The organism is Neobacillus niacini, assembly GCF_023715785.1.
Taxonomy (GTDB): domain Bacteria; phylum Bacillota; class Bacilli; order Bacillales; family Cytobacillaceae; genus Neobacillus; species Neobacillus niacini_E.
In genome coordinates this window covers 1-19,440 of the sequence record NZ_JAMBOX010000013.1, presented here as the reverse complement: position 1 = coordinate 19,440, position 19,440 = coordinate 1, and the positions used below count along the sequence as shown (strand labels likewise).

Genomic DNA, 19,440 nt, shown 5'->3' with positions numbered 1-19,440 from the left:
TTTTTATCCAATAGTAATTTCACATCGGACCTTCATATAAACAGGGTGGCTGTGTGATTGTTTACTTTCCCAAAAAAGTTTCCTATTGTAAACTTTTTTTATAATATGTAAAATTGTTTGACAAATCTACTCGTCCTCATATATGTTGTAAATAACTAAAAAAGTTGCCCTAGGGAAAAGGAGGAAGTTTAGAGTGAGAATGATGGCAAAAATCGTGTACAGTTTATTGCCCATGTGTTTCGTGTTTTTATTAGCAGCCTGTGGTGATAAGCAAGAAGTAACGAAGATAAAGGATGGAGGATCTGGTCATTCCAATGACAAGAAAATAAAGATTGTCACCACGATTGCGCAAATTGGTGAACCACTATCTGTAATTGGCGGGGAGCTGGTGGAGGTAAAAAGTTTAATGGGACCGTCTGTAGACCCGCATCTTTATCAAGCAACACATGGGGACATTCGAACAATCTCAGATGCAGATATCGTTTTTTACAATGGATTGCATTTGGAAGCGAACATGGTCGATATCTTCAAAGAAATGGCTAAAACGAAACCAGTGCTCGGCATCGGAGATAAGATTGAGGATTCCTCTTTACTGAAGGATGAGAATAATGCAGTCGATCCGCATATTTGGTTTGACATTGATCTATGGAAACAGGCACTAGCCGCAGCGGTAGAAGAAATAAAAGAGTTTTCACCTGAGAATGCAGATGACCTTGAAAAGAACAAGGAGGCCTATTTTGCCGAAATGGATCAATTAAAAAAGGAAGCGGCAAAGCTCGCGGACATTCCAAAAGAGCGAAGGGTGCTCGTGACGGCCCATGACGCGTTCGGTTACTTTGGCAGAATGCACGGTCTGGAGGTAGTTGGCCTGCAGGGCTTAAGTACAGATGGGGAAATTGGGGTTTCAGATATTCAAAATACGATTGATTTGATTACGGAGTATAAAGTTCCGGCTGTTTTTGTCGAAAGCAGTATTAATGAAAGCTCAATTCAGGCGGTGATTAAAGGCGCCAGGAGTAAAGGAGTAGAAGTGGCGCTGGGAGGCGAGCTATTCTCGGATGCCATGGGCGAAGCAGGGAAAGAGGAAGGAACCTATCTCGGTATGTACCGCCATAATGTAGATACCATCTACCAGGCACTAATGGGAGGGAATCAGTAAATGGGTAAGGTGGTTCTAAAAGTAAACGATTTAGCCGCAGCGTATCGAAAAAATACCGTATTACATGATGTCAATTTTGCCGTGGAGGCGGGCTCTTTAACAGGGATTGTCGGTCCTAACGGTGCAGGAAAATCAACGTTAATCAAAACACTGTTGGAACTTCATCCCGCATTAACAGGTGAGGTCCAGTTTTTTGGGGCATCGTTTAAAAAAATGAAGACAAGAATCGGGTATGTGCCACAGCGGGGTTCGGTGGATTGGGATTTTCCGACCATCGCTCTCGATGTCGTGATGATGGGATTATATGGACAAATCGGCTGGCTCAGAAGACCAGCAAAGCTTCACCAGGAAAAAGCGTATGAAGCCTTGGATAAAATGGGAATGGCTGATTATGCCGAGCGGCAAATCAGCCAACTTTCCGGCGGTCAGCAGCAACGCGTGTTTTTGGCCCGGGCTTTAGTGCAGAATGCCGATTTATATTTTATGGATGAACCACTCGCAGGGGTGGACGCCGCAACAGAACGAGCCATCATGAACATCCTCAAGGAATTAAAAGCAACCGGAAAAACGGTGCTGGTCGTCCATCATGATTTACAAACAGTGGAAGATTATTTTGACCATGTCTTATTTTTAAATCGGACCGTCGTTGAGCATGGCAGGACGGCACAAGTATTCACCGATGAAAATATCGCCGCCGCCTATGGCGGGAATATGCGCGGGATGAGAGGGGGCAAGTTTCATGTGGTCCGTCCTGTTGAACAGTAATACCCAATGGGTATTGTTTAGCACGATGATTCTGGGGATTGCGGCCGGGACAGTGGGATGCCTCTCCTATTGGAAGCGCCAAAGTCTAATGAGTGATGCCTTGGCGCACGCGGCCCTTCCTGGTGTTGTCCTATCTTTTCTGCTATTCCGGGAAAAACATTTGCTCATCCTGATCAGCGGCGCAGCTTTTAGTGCGTTAATCGGCGCGTTTTTTATTCAATGGATCCGATCGTCGACCAGAATAAAAGAGGATGCGGCGATGGGCATGATTTTATCGATTTTTTATGGGCTTGGCATCATGCTCTTAACGGTCGCTAATCGGACAGCAGGAAACCAAAGCGGCTTAAGCGGGTTTATTTTGGGGCAATCGGCCTCAATGGTTCAAACCGATGTATGGACGATGCTCATCCTTGCGTTATTAGTGATAGCGATTACGGTTATTGGCTTTAAAGAATGGAAGATCTATTTGTTTGATCCCCAGTTTGCCAAAGGAATCGGGATGTCACTAAAAGGGATGAACAGTCTATATACAATCGTTCTTGTCACGACAATCGTCATCGGTATACAAGCAGTCGGCGTGATTTTAATCGCTGCTTTACTCATTATCCCTGCTGTCAGTGCCAGGTATTGGACGCATTCGTTTAAAAAGATGATTATCATCTCCGCTGCATTAGGTGGAGTGTCTGGGGCACTAGGCACCCTCATCAGTGCCCTTGGCAGCGGCTGGCCGACCGGACCGTTTATCGTCATGGTGGCCTCGAGCCTGTTTATCGTCTCACTTTTTTTGGGTAAAGAAAAAGGGATTGTCATTCAATTTTGGCAGCTGAGAATCCAAAGAAAACAGGTCAGGCAGCAGCAACTAATCTCCCCTTTGATAGCTAAAAAGGAGGGACAATAAATGACCTATACTGCGTGGATTCTAGTCACTGCCTCATTAGTGGGGATGTCCTGTGGCGTCATTGGAGTGTTTTTGATTTTGAGAAAAATGGCCATGATGGCAGATGCCATCAGTCATACCGTCCTGCTCGGGATTGTCATTGCGTTTATCATCACCCGCGAGCTAAGTGGGGTGCATATGCTGATCGGCGCTATTTTTGCAGGCATCCTGACAGCATTGTTCATTCAATGGCTGCATTCACTTGATGTTCCGCAGGATGCTTCCATTGGCACGGTGTTTACCACGTTATTTGCCCTGGGCGTGATTTTAATTGAATCGTTTGTCGGGAACGCCCACTTGGATGTGCAGCATGCTTTAATGGGAGAGATCACATTCATTCCTTGGGATAAAGTTTCATTACCGATCATCGGGGAAGTGCCCAAAGCAACTGCGTTATTAGCTCTTGTTTTTCTGATTGTGCTCATTTCCATCATCGCTTTCTATAAAGAATGGAAAATTACCACTTTTGATCCTGCGCTTGCCGCCAGTTTGGGAATCCCTGTCCTCTTCATGCATTATGTATTTATGAGTCTAGTCTCGATCACAACGGTTGCCTCGTTCGATGCGGTTGGAGCGATCATGGTCGTGGCGATGTTGATTACACCAGCTGCATCGGCTTATCTGTGGACAGAGCGGCTCTCGATGATGGTATTGCTAAGTGGATGTTTTGGGGTCATTTCAGCCGTGGTTGGCTATTATATCGCAGCCTGGATTGATACTTCGATATCGGGGTCGATGGCGTTTGCGACCGGGATTTTATTCTTATTCAGCTTCCTCTTCGCACCGAATCATGGACTGATTTCCAAATTTCTCAAACCAGTCAAAACTTCGGCAATGGAGTAATGTTTTATAAATGATGGATATCGGAAAGATTTTTACGAGAAGAAGGTGAAAAACATGCTGACTTCTACCATGAAGCAGTATATCAAACATATCTATTTACTTGGGGCCTGCATGGAGGGGGTCCCTCCCCTCTATGTTGCCAAGGCGCTTGGGGTGAATAGTTCGGCTGTCACGCGAATGGTGAAGAAATTAGCTAATCTCGGATTGCTGGAATATGAGTACTATGGGAGATTAAATCTTACCGAAGAAGGGAAACAACTGGGCCAAACCCTTGTCAAGGAACAGGATGTGTTACTAAATTTCTTAAGAATGATAGGAATAAAGGAAGACCAACTAAGAAAAGAACTGGAAGCCATTCAATACAACCTCCCACCCGCTTTGATCAATCGACTTACAAAGCTAAACGAATTCTTCTGTCAGCATCCATCTCTTGTTCAGTCTTTTTCTCAGTTTTCTGACCCATAGGGGGAATAGGAAACGGGCACCTTGGATGGTGCCCGCCACCTTTTTTTGCAGATTACTAGGAAAAACGCATCTCCAAACTAAGTTTTTTCAGCTTTTCTTTTTCAATTGCTTTTAAGCGAATCGCTTCGGATACCCTCTCAGGCAAATCCTGAGCGACTTTAACATGGAACTGTCGATTTATAACAGCTTCTTTTAATTCAGCAATTGTATTGCATTCTTGATCAAGCACCGTGTAAACTGCACCGAACTGCTTAAAATGATGGGTATCACTGCCGCCTACGACCGGCTTAGACAGATTTTCGGCGAAGTTCTGCACATCCATGGAGTTTACTTCTATCCCACGCGTATGCAAATCCTTCCCATTTAAATCAAATGCATCCAGCTGTTTTAATAAAGATGGATCTAAATCCTTTAATGGCGTGCTCTCGCGATAAGGATGGGCACCAATAACAAGCATGTCATAGGAAAGACGGAAGTTTAATAGTTTTTCAAACGGAATAAATGTCCCTTCTTCTGTATAGTCATTCAAGTCTGCTCGCAAAGCACGGATATCCTGTCTGTTCCCAATACATAAAATATGTCCAACTTCTTTGATATCCACTTCCATCCCTGGGAAAACCTTTAGACCTTGGATATTGTAATGCCCATCTTCATATGGAAAATGTGCATCCAACGTATCATAGACCTCATGAAAATTTTTCGTATTAAAATGTTCCGTTAAGGCTACGCCATCAAGCCCACTCTGTAGAGCATGGTTTGCCATCTCCATGTAATAGTCCACCGAGAAATCAAACTTTTTCGCTAATTTACCATGTGTATGAAAATCAAAATTCAATTGAAGCACTCCCTTTTATAAGACAAAATGCAAAGCATGAACAATAATTAAATAAAAGATTGAAATCATAATAAATGAGTAATCCATATAACTAAATTTCAGATAACTTGTTTTCAGCTTAATCATTTCACGATTATTTCCCCCATAACTAAAACCTTTTGTTTCCAACGCTTCGACTGTCGTTCTGGAACGTTTCGCCGTATTCAACATGAGTGGATAAAAGGATTTAACAAAGATTAGTAGAAAATAGATTATTTTTCGCAAATAAAAAATCCCGTTTTTAGTTGGCGCCTGACCTCGGAGCCGGTATGATAATATAATCTGCTGAAACTCTTCAAACAATGTCGGCAAAATTCTATATCCATAGGCGACACTAAATGAAAACTTTTCCGGAAAACCCATTCGTAAGAGGGCATCGCTAAATCTTTCCGGATTCAAACTTGTAAAAACAGCGACACTAGCAAGCGATATTCCACCTAATTTAATACTTAGCCAAAACATAGGCAGCACTGTTTCTACGTTTCCTCCAAAAAATAGAGAAATCAAGAAGAGAATAAACATTTCACTCAAGAGACCAAGGCCCAGTACTGCTAGAATAAGTGGACTGACATTTGCTTTATAGGTTAGAAAAACCATAAAAATCAAATAGCCTACAAGTACAACATGGCTATGAATAAACCATGGAACTATGGCAAAGTAGCAATACCAAACAAGCAATACGCGTGGATCCAGCTTAGTAAGAAAATTATCCTCAACACTATAAGCCGTTCTAATAAGCTCATTTTTTATATATTCAAGAGAAACCTTTTCATGAATAAATTTGCTAAACTCCAATTTACGCACCTCGCTCTTTTGCAAGATTCCAGTACTCTACAAACGATTCAATCGTTGGACAATGCGGGAAATGAAGTTCGTTGCACAATTTGATAATTTGAGGTGGAACTAGACCCGCACGTCGTAGGATTTCCTCATCTCGAAAAATGACTTCACTTGCATCGTCTGCAATCAATTGTCCATTATTCATAACAAGTACCCGCTCTGCCCATTCAGAGACAAGCTGCATATCGTGGGTAGCAATAATAATCGTATCCACATGAGATTCTAACCTTTTCAACATCGCAACTACTTTATTCTTTGTGGCAATATCCAAATTGGCTGTCGGCTCATCGAGAATAATAACAGAAGGCTTTATTGCCGCTCCGATTGCAAGTGAAACACGCCGCTGCTGACCACCACTTAACAAACGTGCATCCTGATGCTGCAATTCTGTTAAATCAAAATCCACTAAGATTTGGTCAACTTGGTTAGTATAATCATGAACCTTTCTTGCTTTTAAATAGTGCTCTATTTCCTTCCGAACACTATCATCGATAAACATTTCTTCAGGGTTTTGAAACACATACGCAACATGATTTGAAAGAGTTTCAGGTGAATGGTTAGGTAATTGATTGGCAACTAACTCCATTTTTCCCTGTTGGGGTTTTACAATTCCTGCTAGGACCTTTAGCAATGACGATTTCCCTGAGCCGTTATTCCCGACTAATGCGATTTTGTCTCCTTTAAACAACCTAGTAGATAGATTTTGCAGCGCCGTTTTCTTTTCTTTATGAATCGCTTGATATTGTACCGTAATGTCCTGTAAGGCGAGAACAGGCGCTTTTTCGATTTTGGTTTGGAAGGGGAGTTCATAGACGGCTGGAACTCTCCCTCTAAAATGCTCAATCGCTTCCTCCAAGGTAATCGGATAGTTTCCCTCACGATTGACATGATAGGCTGCCATTGTGACTTGAGGGGGATGAATTTGGCGTGTAACCAAATCATCCACACTGCAAAGTGCCTCACGAACATCCTTCTTCCAAACCATTTTCCCCTGATCCATTAGCATGACTTTGTTACAATAAGCTGCAATAAATTCTGTATGATGTTCAATCGTAATAATGGTTGTGCCATATTCTTCATTTAATTTTTTTAATACGTCATAGATGCGTGTTGCATGCTGAGGATCAAGCTGGGCAACGGGTTCATCTACGATTAATAATTTTGGTTTCATCGCGATGGCCCCTGCCAATGCCAGCAAATGTTTTTGTCCGCCGCTTAATTGCCATACAAATGCATTCGCTAAATGGGAAAGCCCGGTTACTTCGAGGGCCCATTTTCCACGTTCTTTAAAGTCCCGTAATCCATAATTTAGTGGTACGAAAGAAGCATCATCCAGTACTGTGGGACGCAATAACTGATTTTCAAAATCTTGATACACATACCCAACTGTTTTCGATAGGTCAGCAACATCATGCTTGGAGGTATCTAGGCCATCTACCATGACCTCTCCTTCAAACTCACCAACATAAAATTTAGGAATAAGACCATTCAGTGTTTTGCAAAGAGTTGATTTTCCGGAACCATTCCCACCGATAATCGCTAAGAATTCTCCTTCCTCCACTGTTAATGACACCCGATTTAAAACCCTGGTTTCACTTCCCGGATATTCAAATGACACATCTTTTACTTCCACTAATGGCTTAGAGTGCATCATTTATTTCCTCTCCTGAACTGGCTTCTTTCCCTTTTTTCAACATAAATAAAATGATAGCAAGCGAACATACTGCAGCAACACCAATAATAATCCAAATAAATTGATTTCCATACATATCAACAAATTCCGGTTCCCACACTGCAAATTCAACATCTGATTCAGATAATACTTCTGCACCAAAAGCAATTACAGCTAAAACAAGACCAGTTACTACAAATTTAGGCGTAATAATCTTATTCAATGAAATACTCACTTTGTTATTACGTGGTTTCATTCCTAATAACGGCTCCATTTTTCCGTATAATCGTGGCACTAAGTAAATGGTTGGAAGTAAAACAAATAAAGTCCCCGAGAAGATAAGATCTGTTAAAAATTCAACACCTTCAACAACAAAAATACTTTCAGCCAACCCTGGAACAGCTTCGAAATCCTCAACACCAATAACAACCTTTAAAATATCAACAATTGTAGCAAAGACAAGGAATACACCATAACCGACAATTGCCCCTACCGCAACCTGTGAGATTTTCTTCGGATCACGTACAATCATGCCTCCGATACACATACCAAGAGAGAACAAGATAAACTTCTCAACTTCACCAATGCCGCCAAATTGACCAAGCATTAATTCACCAAAAATCAACTCTCCTGTAGAAGCGCCAATTGCCGCATATACCGGATGGAACAGAATACAGAGGGTTAAAGGAATAAATGCAAATGCATCAATCGACAATTCAATTGGACCTACATTAACAGATGGTACAAGTTCGGTAAACATGTTACTTAATCCGTAAAGACACATCGACAGAATAAAAACCATCATTTTTTGAGACTGCGTTAATTCATACGGTTTTGTTATCAAAGTAATTCTCCCCTTTATCAATTATCACTTTCATTATATGGAGGGATTGTAAATTACCCATTAAATGAATGTTATGAATCTGTAATAATTTTTCACAAATTAATTTATGTAAGAATTTTTTCATTTTGTGATAAACTTTTATATAGGAGGAGATGAATTTGATTTTTAATTGGGATGTTCCTGAACTGACGTCAAGTCAAAAGCGGATTGCTGATTTTATCGAGAAAAGCGGGGAACGAATTTTATATTATTCCGAAACTGAGCTGGCAAATGAACTACGGGTTAGCAATGCCACTATTTCGCGATTTTGGAGAAAGATTGGCTATGAAAACTTTAAAGCTTTTAAAGCTGCTATATTGGAAAAGGAGCAGCTTTCACCGCAGAAAAAATTAAAAAATTCGTTAGAACAAATCCAAAATCAGCAATTAAGCATTCATGAACACTTACTAGCAATTTCTAACAATCAAATTCTAAATACGTTAGAAGAATTGGATTCTGAACAATTCAAAGAAGCTATTACCCTTATGTCCAATTGTAGAAAACTATACATTCACGCACCAGCATCAGCTGAAGGAATTGCTGTTCTCATGAAACATCGTCTAGATCGATTTGGGTTAGATATTGAGATCCTTCAGAAAAATGGACAGGAATTATTTGAATCGCTCATGCACATTCAAAAGGAAGATGTGATCTTCTTATTCGGTTTTGTGGCCATGACACCTGAAGCCTTTGTGCTTCTGGATTATGCGAAGAGAGTAAACTATAAAACCATCATCATTACTGATCTGCTCATTTCTGATTTTCAAGACGAAGGCGATTATATCTTCTATACGAATCGTGGCGAATTATGGGAGTTTCATTCGATGATTGCGCCAACATTTTTAGTTGAAAATTTTATTCTAGGGATTGGCCAATACCTAGAGCAACAATCACTTCGTAATTTAGAAAAACTAAGTGAACTGCGCAAAATATATAAGGAGATACTGCCTAGGAAACATTAGATTGTCTTTTATTTAGATTGACTCATCACTGACTGGATGGTGCTGTCTTGGCAAAAAGGTCCCTGATGCTAGAATCGTCAGGGACCTTTTACATAGACTGTGGAACGCTTTTGGTTTACATTATATTTTAATATTTATATGATTGACCGCCGTCAATAGGGGTTGGAAAACGGCCAGAGACGGTTCCCCAGGCATCATTACGCTGCGACATCTCTCTTTGTAAATACGCCAAAAGCCAATAGTTGAAAGACGAAGAAGTAAATCAGCAGCATGATTATGGAAAAGCCTACAGTCATGCCTTCAACCAATGGGACGCCATCGAAATATTGGGTTAGGTTTGTATTCGCAAATAAAATATATTTTGCCCACTCATACCGTGATGCAATTAACGTGGTGATTTGTCCACCCATTAATAACAGGAAAATGGATAAGCCGACTGCCAACGAACTGTTTCTGAATACAGCGGAAATCATAAAGGCCATGGTCGTAATCATGATGACATCAATGGATGACAAGAAATACGTCTTGATCAAATAGAGGAGCATATTTTGCTCGATAACACTCCCATTGGAGTAGGCAAGATGCACTTGGCTGACGTCACCCGTTCCAAATAAAGCAAATCCGAAAATGGCGGCACCGCCAAACAAAATCGTCAACATCAGCAGGCCAAATAAGATGACCGTGAAATATTTAGATAAGAGAATTTTGGATCGTTTGATCGGCCGAATCAATAGCAGCTTGACCGTTCCCCAGCTAAACTCACTGGCGACAATCCCCGCGGCCACAATAATCGTGAATAAACCTGCAAACGATATAAGTGCCATGCTTTCTTTGATAAATGACCACCCCGTGTACTTTGTATCAGGTGGTATGTTATGGTCCAACCGGTATTGATTAAGGGCAATTTGCCTTTCTAAATTTTTCTTATACGTAACGGCTGTGGAGGGCAGCTCGGTTATTTGCTTTTGATCCTCTGCAATCCGCTGCTGTAATTGCTGTTCCCATTGAGGATTAGCCTCTTGATTGCCGCCATAGATTTTGGTTAATGTCCCTGTACCGATGATGGCGAGAACCAGCAGGCCAATCATCACATGGGTGCCGGGACGTTTAAATATTTTGATCCATTCATTTACAATGAGATTATGCATGAACCTTCTCTCCCTCGGTTGTGACTTCTAAGAAACGCTCCTCTAACGATTTGGCAATTGGTTTCACTTCAAAAATACGAATACCTTTTTCGACGAACAATTGAATCATACTTGGGACGTCTTGTTTTTCCAGCTCGATTTCAATCCCATTTTCCACTTTTTCATAGGATAAATCCAGGTTTTTAAGGGATGTGATCGTACTTAAATCTAGTTCGAAGAAATATTTCTGTTTCTCTTCCTGCTTAAAGTCGTGAACCTTTTGGATGTCAACGAGCTTTCCGTGTTGAATGATCGCGATGCGGTCGCACATCATTTCCATTTCCGCTAACAGATGGCTGGAGACAATGACGGACATCCCTTTTTCCTTCGTCAATTTTTTCAAATGATCACGAATCTCTCGTATTCCCGCCGGGTCAAGACCGTTGGTCGGTTCATCAAGAATCATCACCTTCGGGTCATGAAGCAGGCTTTGGGCCAATCCCAGCCTCTGCCGCATTCCAAGCGAGTAAGTTTTCACTTTATCATGAATTCGGTCTTTCAACCCAACAAAGTCCACGACTTCATCAATTTTCTGCTTGGAAATGCCCTTCATCATCCGGGCATATTGCATCAAATTTTGATACCCGGTTAAAAATTTGTATAACTCAGGGTTTTCGACAATCCCGCCAATATTTTTTAGTGCATCCTCAAATTCCTTTTCCACATTCTTACCGCAAATCAAGATTTCGCCAGACGTGATCCCCATCAGGCCGACCATCATCCGGATGGTCGTGGTTTTCCCAGCCCCATTTGGCCCTAAAAAGCCGAATACTTCGCCCTCTTCAATCGTGAAGCTTAAATCATCAATGATTTTTTTCCCTTTGATTACTTTTGTGACATGTTTCAATTCCACAACAGGACTACTCATGATTGTTCCTCTCCCTTTCCGCCATTGTCGATTTAAACCATTCGAGAACGGATAGCGCTGCTTCTTCTCTTAGGTCTTCGACATTTTTCTGGTCGATGATCTTCCCATTGAAAATGACAATCGCCTCATCTAAAAGCGGTTCAATTTCATCGATTTCATGGGTGGCAATAATGACGGTCTGCTCGTCAAAATTAATATAGGACAACATACTTTTCACAATCGAATCACGCACCATCGGATCAAGTCCGGAAAATGGTTCATCCAGAAGCAAGACCGGTGCTGTTCTTGCCAAAGCCAGAACCAATTTCAATCTGCCTCGATTTCCTTTTGACAATTGTTTTATTTTTTTAACAGGATCCAGCTTCATGTCCTGTAAAAGCTGTTTAGCCTTCTTCCTATCAAAATCGATGAATTGTGATGCATAAAATTCTACCATGTTTCCCACTGTAAAGGAGGGATAAAACATATCCAGTTCCGTTAAATAAGCGACTTTTTGGCTAATTCTCCGGGTAACTTCTTCGCCGTTCACTTCCACCTGGCCGAGGTCCGGATAAACAAGCCCGGCAATCATTTTTAAGGTCGTCGACTTCCCGCTGCCATTTGGCCCGAGCAGCCCATAAATTTTCCCGGTATCAAGTGTGAGGGAAACATTTTTTAAAGAAAAATCCTTGCCATATCGTTTCGAAACATTACTTAGTTTAATGGTCACCCCTGTTCCCCCCTAAAGTATTGCTGTAAGCCCCGAATCATTTCCTCCTGGGAAAAACCAAGCTCTTGCATGCTTTGGACAAATACACCGATAATATCGGTCTGCAACCGAGTCTTCAACGCTTGGAGGACCTGCTCATTTTCAGTGACAAAGGTCCCTTGCCCCCGCTTTGTTTCCACGATTCCCATCCTCTCCATCTCGCTATAGGTTCTTTGAATGGTGTTTGGGTTAACACCTGTTTGAATCGCCATTTCCCGAACAGAAGGCAGTTTTTCTCCTGCTTTCATTTCTCCTCTTACAATTTGGGACGACAGGTGATCGGCTATTTGGATATAAATTGGTTTCGATGCCTGGAAATCTTTTGCCATCATGATTACACCTCAACTTTTCTGTCGAGTAACCAACAAGAAATCAGGAATAAGCAGACAGCAAGGATCACATAAAACAGAAGTCCGAGCACCGGGATATTTGTTGCATTCAAATAAATCTCCCAACTGCCTTGTTTGTGGCTAAAATTCGGACCTGCAAATACTGGTATCGTCCATTTGTTCATGACCTCTTTGAAACCTGGTATCCTTGTCAAAAGCGTGAAAATAACATTGTATAGAAAAAAGATGAGCAGTAGTAAGAGCCAGCGCCAACCTTTGATTGTTGGAAATTTCCCCAAGGAGTGATAGACGGTCCAATAAAACATCGCCCAACACGACACATATAAACCGAACAATAACAGTCCGAGATTGAAGATGATCGTGCCGGCAACTAAGTCGCTCGCTTCAATAAGAATTTGACTTTTGAAAAATTGATAAATTGTTAAACCGACTGCCGTTAAATACAACTGGGTGGCCACTTGATAGACAAGGCTGACATAGACTTTTGATAATAATAGCTCCTTACTGCTTTGTGGATTATAGAGCCATAATTGAGTTTTTCCTTCCAGCCGCAGCATGGACAATAACATAGATGGCAGAAAAAATGCGTGAAAAAACAGCAACAGCAATACAGCAACCGGAAGAAACGTTAGCGGCTCAAGAATATAGTGATCCAGTGCCAGTGCCACAATTAAAAACAGAGATATAAAAACGAGCCAAAAAAGAAACCAAGACTTTGAAATCACAAAGTCCTTTTTCACCAGCCCTTGAAAAGCAGACATATAATTATAACCCCCTCGCAACCTTGTATTAGTGTTCTACTCAAATAGTACACTAATACAAGGTTGCGCGTCAAGGGGCGGACCATTATTAAATCCTAAAAAAGCCGATACTTTTATGAACTAAAAGTATCGGCTTTGTGTATTTGTCAGTAGTTTTTTATTTTTCGGATGATCATTCTACTCGCACTTGATCACTTTTTGTATCTATATCAAATTTAGTGCCGTTAATAAAGATTTTCATCGTTGTTTTTCCATTTGGAAGATTTAGTTTTAAAAATCTTTTAACCGCGTAGTTTTTCAAAGAGATAGCATTCCCATTTTTATAAAAAACAAGCTTATCGTTTACATTTAATTCCCCAATAAGATCCGTAACTTCCAGTCTAACTTCTTTAGGATCTATAAACTTAATTGAATGGATGGAAGCAATGAACTTTCTATCATCTTTAACAAGTTTTATTGTTTCTTGATTTTTTAAATCAATCCAACTGGCATCGTCTTTGCCTTGGGGGATTAACTTACTTTTTTCCAAAAGTAACAACTGGGAAACCGCCTCATTGTTCCCTTGGAGAGCCGCTTTTCTAAACCAGCTTGCGGCCCGTTCATCATTCTCTTCATCAGCAAACGACTTTGCAAACAAATACTGGACTTCACTCCCCTCCTCTTGCAGGGCTTCCTCTAAAAAATCTTCCAACTGTTTTAATAAGTCAATTGGTAGCAGTCTTTGAATAAAAATATGAATTAATTGGATTAAGGATTTTGCATTTCCTTGAAGATAGGCCTTTTGAAACCAGCTTATTGCACTATTCAAATTCATGTCCTTCCCTAATTTACCATGAAAATAAATCTCACCCAGCCTATATTGAGCAGCGGCATCCCCTTGAATGGCTAATTTAGCTGTAGTATTGAATTCATTTTCTTCCATATTGCTAATGAGATATGTATGACTGTCAAAAATAATCTTGGTGTTATCCAATTGCACTTTGTGATCGACTACCTTAAATTGTGAATAAACAGGATGTTCTTCACCATAAATATAAAGTCTTCTAGCATTTACCTTATCTATTTTAAGGAAAGCCTCGTAATCAAATTCGACAGCTCCGTCAGACCATTTATGCGTTTCAAGATAACCCTGGAAAAGCCCGAGTTCACTATTATACTGTTCCTTCTTCAGTTTCACTTTTCCGATATTTAACAGAGGCGTGTTATCTATGCGCTTGCAATATTCCTCACCCGATTCAAAAAACAGCTTGTTGAGATAGACCGGATGACAGGAAATGTCATAATTACTCATTTTTATGGTAAACGATTGGGTGTCCGCCATAACGGTACCTTCCAGAACGGTTAAAGAAACCTGTAAGGGATATTTCAGGAGAATTTCTTGATTGAATATGAATAGATCTTCTACATCCTTCAAGGATACATAAAACACATTCGGTTATTCCAAAACAATGGGCAAGCTCTGTTTTAGAGAAAAACTAAATAGTAAATTCTCATTTGATAAATTTTTATGTGAAAAATCCAAAAATGCAAGTCCCACTTCTATAGGAGGGATTTGTTTGATCCGCAACTCAAATTCTTCATCACTTTCAAGAACAGTTTTATCAATGTTATTAGAGGTATTGTACGTAGAGTCTACCTTTTCTATATCCCCTATGTAATTTGGTATCTTGCAATGATTTATTTTCATTCAAGGACTTTTGTATGGGCTGGCTAAACGGTTTTTTTGTTAGCATATAAATCCCCCCTAACAGATAGGCCTTTTACTTAAAAAAAACAATTCAATAAAGGTTTACTCTACTTTTACTATAACCCTCTTTGCTGCGGACCCACTTTTTATCATTATTTCATTACCTTTATTGGATACAATACCTTCTAAATTGACAACAAAATTTTTTTCTAGGTAAATATCCTTCCAAAAAGGAACTACTCTTTTACTCTCCAATTTTTCTTTATAAATTCGTTTGCCATTTAATATTACTTCTAAGGGTTCAGAACTATTTATTACGTTTCCATATAAATTTAAATTAACATTTTCATTTGGAAGGTGGATTTTTACATCGTCAACTTCATCTATCCCATATTCCATGTCGTAATAACCGAGTTTTTCCTTCTTAACACCTATTCCAACGCCTGAAAAGAAGGAATTAGGTTGTCCAAAGGCCGTCTCTAATTTAGATCGAATATTATTAATAAAGTTCGGGATTAATAACGAGACGACAAAAATTATTATAATACTTACAAATAGATTTCCTTTTTTCATTCTTACCACTCCAGGTACTAAAGTTAACTTTGACAACCATATCATACCATCCTCAAACAAGCAGAAATGGAGTTATTGTGAAATTTCTTCAACATATCCCACAGGAGCGGTTCCAGTGGCCAACATGGCCACTAGAAGGATTTCTATATCTCTTCAAACATTCTTCGTACCGTCTTAATCGATATTTCCAGCCGCTCTTGATAGGTCCCACTAATACTAACAAACTCAATACCGCTTGCCTTTAATAGTCCCTTCAAACGCTGATTATTTTCTTCACGAATCTTTTGTTCTCCATGCACTCTTATACCATCATCCACCCATTTGACGTCTGGTTCTAAATATAGATATAAATCATACTGTTGAATCAGGGCGATTTCATCTAGGACCCGCTGATGCATCTGATTATACAGTTCTGAATAAAATTGAGTGACAGCTGCTTCAGTGTCAATAAAGACAATTTTATTTGCCTGTTTAATAGCTTCATATTCTTTCAGTTTATGGCCATAGGCAATGATGGGGTAATCTTCCTCTAACATTATCCCATCACACCCTCCTAATTCCTCACAGAAATCCCTGCCGTATTCTCTTACATGTGTGGTGTTAAAAATGAGTGCCAAATTTCTTGTAAGCGTCGATTTTCCACAGCTTTCAGTCCCTAAAATGACGACCTTTTTGATGAAATAGGGCTTGACTACCTCAGGAATGCAGTCCCAAAAGTGAAAGACACCTTTATGGCGGATCGCCGTTGCAGAAATCGGGTATTGCTTTCTTTTTTCATCAATTAAAATGTGTGTTGCCTCAGGATACAGTTCGTTAAAAATCGGGTCATAATCCATTTCAGAGCTAAACACGACGTTAATATCCTTCCCAATCGCCTCTTTTATTTTCGTGGCCCCATCCTTCCAATTGTAATCCTCTTCACCTTCTTGATCCTCTACTTCAATGACCTTGACGTGCTCCATATCTTTCGTCAGCTGCGAAAGCCAACGCAGCCTGATCCGACTTGGAATGTAGGGAAGCTTGCTCCCTTCGCATAATTGTTGATCCCTTTTGACACTATGGGACAGGACCACATATAGTTCATCGACCATCGTGGAAGCTTTGATAATGGCATACACATGACCTAGATGCAAAGGTAAAAACTTGCCTCCGTAAAATCCAACCTTCTTCATTCCATTCGTGCTCCCTTCTGCTGTTTATAGACCTTCGACCAGTTGTAATAGCCGTATATGCTATTGATAAGAAATGCCGACCACATTACGAGCATGGAGACATCGTTCCCCCCCTGTAAAATCAGTGCTTTTAGCCAAAGCGCTATCGACAGTACATTCACCACAATCCAAAATAACCATTGTTCGGTGAATCTTTTTAACATGAGAATTTGGGCTACAACCGATAATATCGTGGTAGCGGAATCAATCCACACGACATTGCCGCCTAGTTCTGCTAGGAGGAAAGCGTATAGAACAAAAACGGCCAAAAAGGTAGTGAGTGTAATAATCCAGCCTTTTTTCGTTAAAGTGCCGATTTGAATTTCTTCCCCATGCACTGTGTGCTCCGTTTTATGTTTTCTCCATAAATAAATGCCAACGAACTGCAGAGGAAAATAAAATAATGCATTCAGCATGACCTCACCATATAGGCCATAGCCGTATGAGATATAGGCATAAGTACCTGTTTGGATTATGCCGAAATAATAATTACTCACCTTCCCTTTAGCGACCAACACGACACAAAGCATACCTGATATGGAAGTAATTAACCCGAGAATTGTATCCTTCCAGGCAAAAAACAAATACACATTCACTAAGGTAAAAGTAACAAGCCATAGCTTTTCAAACAAGGTCCAACCTCTTAGGATATTCATACAGCATCGCTCCTTATTAATTATTAGTTAACAAATTGTTAATTATAATAAAGAAAAAAATTAGTATTTAGCATTATATATAGAAACATATGGATTAAAATCATTAAATCGGTAAAGCTGTGCTTTATTTTTTGACCATCGATTTGTTTTTTGCGGCTCTCCGTCCTTCACCACTTTTTCAATAAACGGCAGCGTCGGAGCCTTTCTGAAAAATTGAGAATCAAGCTTGAGCCACGGCTCATCCATGACGGTTAGCAATACCCCCTGCAGCTCAGACAGGACAAATTCCTTTGGTAAAAAATTTTTGGCCAGCGTTGTTAATGACATATCCTTTTTGATGAACCATAATGCATCATCGATAATTTGTTTGTGATCGAAAGCGAGGTCCAACTGAAACACTTCATCCATCGAGAATAGTTCAACTTCTGCTGCATCATCTGCCGCCTTCTTTTTCACTAGCTTATTTTCTGGAACAATCGCATAATGAGCATTCGAAATAATCCATCCCCTTTTGTCACGACCTAATTTGTCATATACACCAAAGTGCTTGATTTTTAAACCTTCCACACCCGTCTCTTCTCTTAATTCCCTAACGGCTGCCTCATAGGCCGTCTCCTCAGGTTTAATAAAGCCGCCAGGCAAGGCCCACTTCCCCCCCTCCGTATTAAGGTCACCTTCTTTAGTTCTCTCCGTTCGTTTGATCAGCATGATTTTCAATGTTTTTTCAGGCGGCTTATAAGAGCCCACTTCCGTTGAAATAATCGTAAAAACAGCGATATCACTCGTATATCCGTAAGGAGTACGATATTTGCTCGCATCATAATTTAACAATTCCTCGCTCATACATTGCTCACCTAACTTCGAGTTTTTGGTTAACATTTTGTTAATTGTTATTTGTATTATATCATTCTTTACACATTATGCTATTTTATTTTATCGTCAAAACCTGACTCTCATGAAAAAATGAAAATCAAATTTCATTGGCATTTTTCCAATAAATAAAAAACACCCACAAATGTTAATATATCAACATTTGTGGGTGTCTTTTCGTTTGTATGATACCGGTGGTCGGGGTCGAACCGACACTCCTCACGGAACACGATTTTGAGTCGTGCGCGTCTGCCAATTCCGCCACACCGGCATATGATGGAGGCGGCAACCGGATTCGAACCGGTGGATAAAGGTTTTGCAGACCTTGGCCTTACCACTTGGCTATGCCGCCATCATGATTGGAGCGGAAGACGGGATTCGAACCCGCGACCCCCACCTTGGCAAGGTGGTGTTCTACCACTGAACTACTTCCGCATATTGGCTGGGCTAGCTGGATTCGAACCAACGAATGACGGAGTCAAAGTCCGTTGCCTTACCGCTTGGCTATAGCCCAATAATATAATATTTCAGTTGAATCTTCAATAGAAATTTATGGGGCGGCTGATGGGAATCGAACCCACGAATGTCGGAACCACAATCCGATGCGTTAACCACTTCGCCACAACCGCCATTATGATAATGGCAGGGGTAGTAGGAATCGAACCCACATCAAAGGTTTTGGAGACCTTCGTTTTACCATTAAACTATACCCCTATAAATGGTGGTGGGGGACGGATTCGAACCGCCGAACCCTGAGGGAGCGGATTTACAGTCCGCCGCGTTTAGCCACTTCGCTACCCCACCAATATCATATTCAAAAGCCAGCTTAACGTGCCGGCAAGAGGAATTGAACCCCCAACCTACTGATTACGATTCAGTTGCTCTACCGATTGAGCTATACCGGCAAAATTGAATCAAAATGGTGGCTCAGGACGGAATCGAACCGCCGACACATGGATTTTCAGTCCATTGCTCTACCGACTGAGCTACTGAGCCAACAAATGGCGGTCTGGACGGGACTCGAACCCGCGACCTCCTGCGTGACAGGCAGGCATTCTAACCAACTGAACTACCAGACCGTATTGCGGGGGCAGGATTTGAACCTGCGACCTTCGGGTTATGAGCCCGA

General features: G+C 40.7%; 21 protein-coding genes and 10 tRNA genes. 6 read left to right on the top strand and 25 right to left on the bottom strand.

Annotation, left to right across the window (positions count from 1 at the left end):
- The first annotated feature begins 199 nt into the window (after positions 1 to 199).
- From M3234_RS20365 to M3234_RS20345, 5 genes are read left to right on the top strand one after another with little or no spacing between them, the layout of a single operon-like run.
- The gene (locus tag M3234_RS20365; RefSeq protein ID WP_262306602.1) at positions 200 to 1,159 is read left to right on the top strand and encodes a metal ABC transporter solute-binding protein, Zn/Mn family; all 960 of its coding nucleotides are present in this window, start codon (positions 200 to 202) and stop codon (positions 1,157 to 1,159) included.
- Positions 1,160 to 1,924, top strand: a complete 765-nt coding sequence (locus M3234_RS20360) for a metal ABC transporter ATP-binding protein (protein ID WP_262306468.1) — start codon at positions 1,160 to 1,162, stop codon at positions 1,922 to 1,924. It begins immediately after the preceding gene.
- Positions 1,899 to 2,822, top strand: a complete 924-nt coding sequence (locus M3234_RS20355; protein WP_262306467.1) for a metal ABC transporter permease — start codon at positions 1,899 to 1,901, stop codon at positions 2,820 to 2,822. The genes M3234_RS20360 and M3234_RS20355 overlap by 26 nt, the downstream gene beginning before the upstream one ends.
- Complete coding sequence (locus M3234_RS20350) at positions 2,823 to 3,704, top strand: metal ABC transporter permease (RefSeq protein ID WP_262306466.1); 882 nt, start codon at positions 2,823 to 2,825, stop codon at positions 3,702 to 3,704.
- 54 nt (positions 3,705 to 3,758) lie between these two features.
- A complete protein-coding gene (locus tag M3234_RS20345; protein WP_262306465.1) occupies positions 3,759 to 4,169 on the top strand; it encodes a metal-dependent transcriptional regulator in 411 nt (136 codons plus the stop codon).
- 55 nt (positions 4,170 to 4,224) lie between these two features.
- Here M3234_RS20345 and M3234_RS20340 read toward each other — a convergent pair whose 3' ends face one another.
- The 4 genes from M3234_RS20340 to M3234_RS20325 are packed head-to-tail and all read right to left on the bottom strand — an operon-like array spanning position 4,225 to position 8,399.
- Positions 4,225 to 5,004 carry a PHP-associated domain-containing protein gene (locus tag M3234_RS20340; protein ID WP_262306464.1) on the bottom strand — a complete coding sequence of 260 codons (780 nt, stop codon included), beginning with the start codon at positions 5,002 to 5,004 and terminating at the stop codon, positions 4,225 to 4,227.
- 15 nt (positions 5,005 to 5,019) lie between these two features.
- Positions 5,020 to 5,838: an energy-coupling factor transporter transmembrane component T family protein gene (locus M3234_RS20335; RefSeq protein ID WP_262306463.1), complete on the bottom strand. Its 819-nt coding sequence runs from the start codon at positions 5,836 to 5,838 to the stop codon at positions 5,020 to 5,022.
- Position 5,839: 1 nt separating this feature from the next.
- The gene (locus tag M3234_RS20330) at positions 5,840 to 7,537 is read right to left on the bottom strand and encodes an ABC transporter ATP-binding protein (RefSeq protein WP_262306462.1); all 1,698 of its coding nucleotides are present in this window, start codon (positions 7,535 to 7,537) and stop codon (positions 5,840 to 5,842) included.
- On the bottom strand, positions 7,524 to 8,399 hold the full coding sequence (locus tag M3234_RS20325) for a DUF8171 family membrane protein (RefSeq protein ID WP_285858562.1): 876 nt from the start codon (positions 8,397 to 8,399) through the stop codon (positions 7,524 to 7,526). The genes M3234_RS20330 and M3234_RS20325 overlap by 14 nt, the downstream gene beginning before the upstream one ends.
- 158 nt (positions 8,400 to 8,557) lie before the next feature.
- Between M3234_RS20325 and M3234_RS20320 the strand changes: the two genes are divergently transcribed.
- Positions 8,558 to 9,400 (top strand): MurR/RpiR family transcriptional regulator, encoded by an 843-nt coding sequence (locus tag M3234_RS20320; protein ID WP_262306461.1) that lies wholly within the window; start codon positions 8,558 to 8,560, stop codon positions 9,398 to 9,400.
- A gap of 197 nt (positions 9,401 to 9,597) precedes the next feature.
- Here M3234_RS20320 and M3234_RS20315 read toward each other — a convergent pair whose 3' ends face one another.
- The 21 genes from M3234_RS20315 to M3234_RS20215 form a co-directional block, all read right to left on the bottom strand.
- Positions 9,598 to 10,548 (bottom strand): ABC transporter permease, encoded by a 951-nt coding sequence (locus tag M3234_RS20315; protein WP_262306460.1) that lies wholly within the window; start codon positions 10,546 to 10,548, stop codon positions 9,598 to 9,600.
- Positions 10,541 to 11,455, bottom strand: a complete 915-nt coding sequence (locus tag M3234_RS20310) for an ABC transporter ATP-binding protein (protein WP_262306459.1) — start codon at positions 11,453 to 11,455, stop codon at positions 10,541 to 10,543. Before M3234_RS20310 ends, M3234_RS20315 begins: the two co-directional genes overlap by 8 nt.
- Positions 11,448 to 12,164 (bottom strand): ABC transporter ATP-binding protein, encoded by a 717-nt coding sequence (locus M3234_RS20305; protein ID WP_262306458.1) that lies wholly within the window; start codon positions 12,162 to 12,164, stop codon positions 11,448 to 11,450. The genes M3234_RS20310 and M3234_RS20305 overlap by 8 nt, the downstream gene beginning before the upstream one ends.
- A complete protein-coding gene (locus M3234_RS20300) occupies positions 12,161 to 12,532 on the bottom strand; it encodes a GntR family transcriptional regulator (RefSeq protein ID WP_262306600.1) in 372 nt (123 codons plus the stop codon). Before M3234_RS20300 ends, M3234_RS20305 begins: the two co-directional genes overlap by 4 nt.
- 5 nt (positions 12,533 to 12,537) lie before the next feature.
- Positions 12,538 to 13,314, bottom strand: coding sequence for a hypothetical protein (locus M3234_RS20295; protein WP_262306457.1), 777 nt, complete (start codon positions 13,312 to 13,314; stop codon positions 12,538 to 12,540).
- 172 nt (positions 13,315 to 13,486) lie between these two features.
- Positions 13,487 to 14,728, bottom strand: coding sequence for a tetratricopeptide repeat protein (locus M3234_RS20290; protein WP_262306456.1), 1,242 nt, complete (start codon positions 14,726 to 14,728; stop codon positions 13,487 to 13,489).
- A 21-nt stretch (positions 14,729 to 14,749) separates the two neighbouring features.
- Positions 14,750 to 15,001 carry a hypothetical protein gene (locus M3234_RS20285; protein ID WP_262306455.1) on the bottom strand — a complete coding sequence of 84 codons (252 nt, stop codon included), beginning with the start codon at positions 14,999 to 15,001 and terminating at the stop codon, positions 14,750 to 14,752.
- 102 nt (positions 15,002 to 15,103) lie between these two features.
- Entirely contained in the window at positions 15,104 to 15,574 is a 471-nt protein-coding gene (locus M3234_RS20280; protein ID WP_262306454.1) for a hypothetical protein, read from the bottom strand.
- A gap of 143 nt (positions 15,575 to 15,717) precedes the next feature.
- On the bottom strand, positions 15,718 to 16,746 hold the full coding sequence (gene nadR / locus M3234_RS20275) for a multifunctional transcriptional regulator/nicotinamide-nucleotide adenylyltransferase/ribosylnicotinamide kinase NadR (RefSeq protein WP_262306453.1): 1,029 nt from the start codon (positions 16,744 to 16,746) through the stop codon (positions 15,718 to 15,720).
- Entirely contained in the window at positions 16,743 to 17,441 is a 699-nt protein-coding gene (gene pnuC / locus M3234_RS20270; protein ID WP_262306452.1) for a nicotinamide riboside transporter PnuC, read from the bottom strand. The genes nadR and pnuC overlap by 4 nt, the downstream gene beginning before the upstream one ends.
- Before the next feature lie 60 nt (positions 17,442 to 17,501).
- The gene (locus tag M3234_RS20265) at positions 17,502 to 18,284 is read right to left on the bottom strand and encodes an NUDIX hydrolase (RefSeq protein ID WP_262306451.1); all 783 of its coding nucleotides are present in this window, start codon (positions 18,282 to 18,284) and stop codon (positions 17,502 to 17,504) included.
- Between the two features lie 216 nt (positions 18,285 to 18,500).
- A tRNA-Leu gene (locus tag M3234_RS20260) sits at positions 18,501 to 18,582 on the bottom strand.
- 6 nt (positions 18,583 to 18,588) lie between these two features.
- Positions 18,589 to 18,663 (bottom strand) — tRNA-Cys (locus tag M3234_RS20255).
- 8 nt (positions 18,664 to 18,671) lie between these two features.
- A tRNA-Gly gene (locus M3234_RS20250) sits at positions 18,672 to 18,746 on the bottom strand.
- A 4-nt stretch (positions 18,747 to 18,750) separates the two neighbouring features.
- Positions 18,751 to 18,825, bottom strand: a tRNA-Gln gene (locus tag M3234_RS20245).
- A gap of 39 nt (positions 18,826 to 18,864) precedes the next feature.
- Positions 18,865 to 18,940 (bottom strand) — tRNA-His (locus M3234_RS20240).
- Between the two features lie 11 nt (positions 18,941 to 18,951).
- Positions 18,952 to 19,025, bottom strand: a tRNA-Trp gene (locus tag M3234_RS20235).
- 5 nt (positions 19,026 to 19,030) lie between these two features.
- Positions 19,031 to 19,115, bottom strand: a tRNA-Tyr gene (locus tag M3234_RS20230).
- Positions 19,116 to 19,143: 28 nt separating this feature from the next.
- Positions 19,144 to 19,216 (bottom strand) — tRNA-Thr (locus tag M3234_RS20225).
- A 15-nt stretch (positions 19,217 to 19,231) separates the two neighbouring features.
- Positions 19,232 to 19,307 (bottom strand) — tRNA-Phe (locus M3234_RS20220).
- A 6-nt stretch (positions 19,308 to 19,313) separates the two neighbouring features.
- Positions 19,314 to 19,390 (bottom strand) — tRNA-Asp (locus M3234_RS20215).
- Between the last annotated feature and the right edge of the window lie 50 nt (positions 19,391 to 19,440).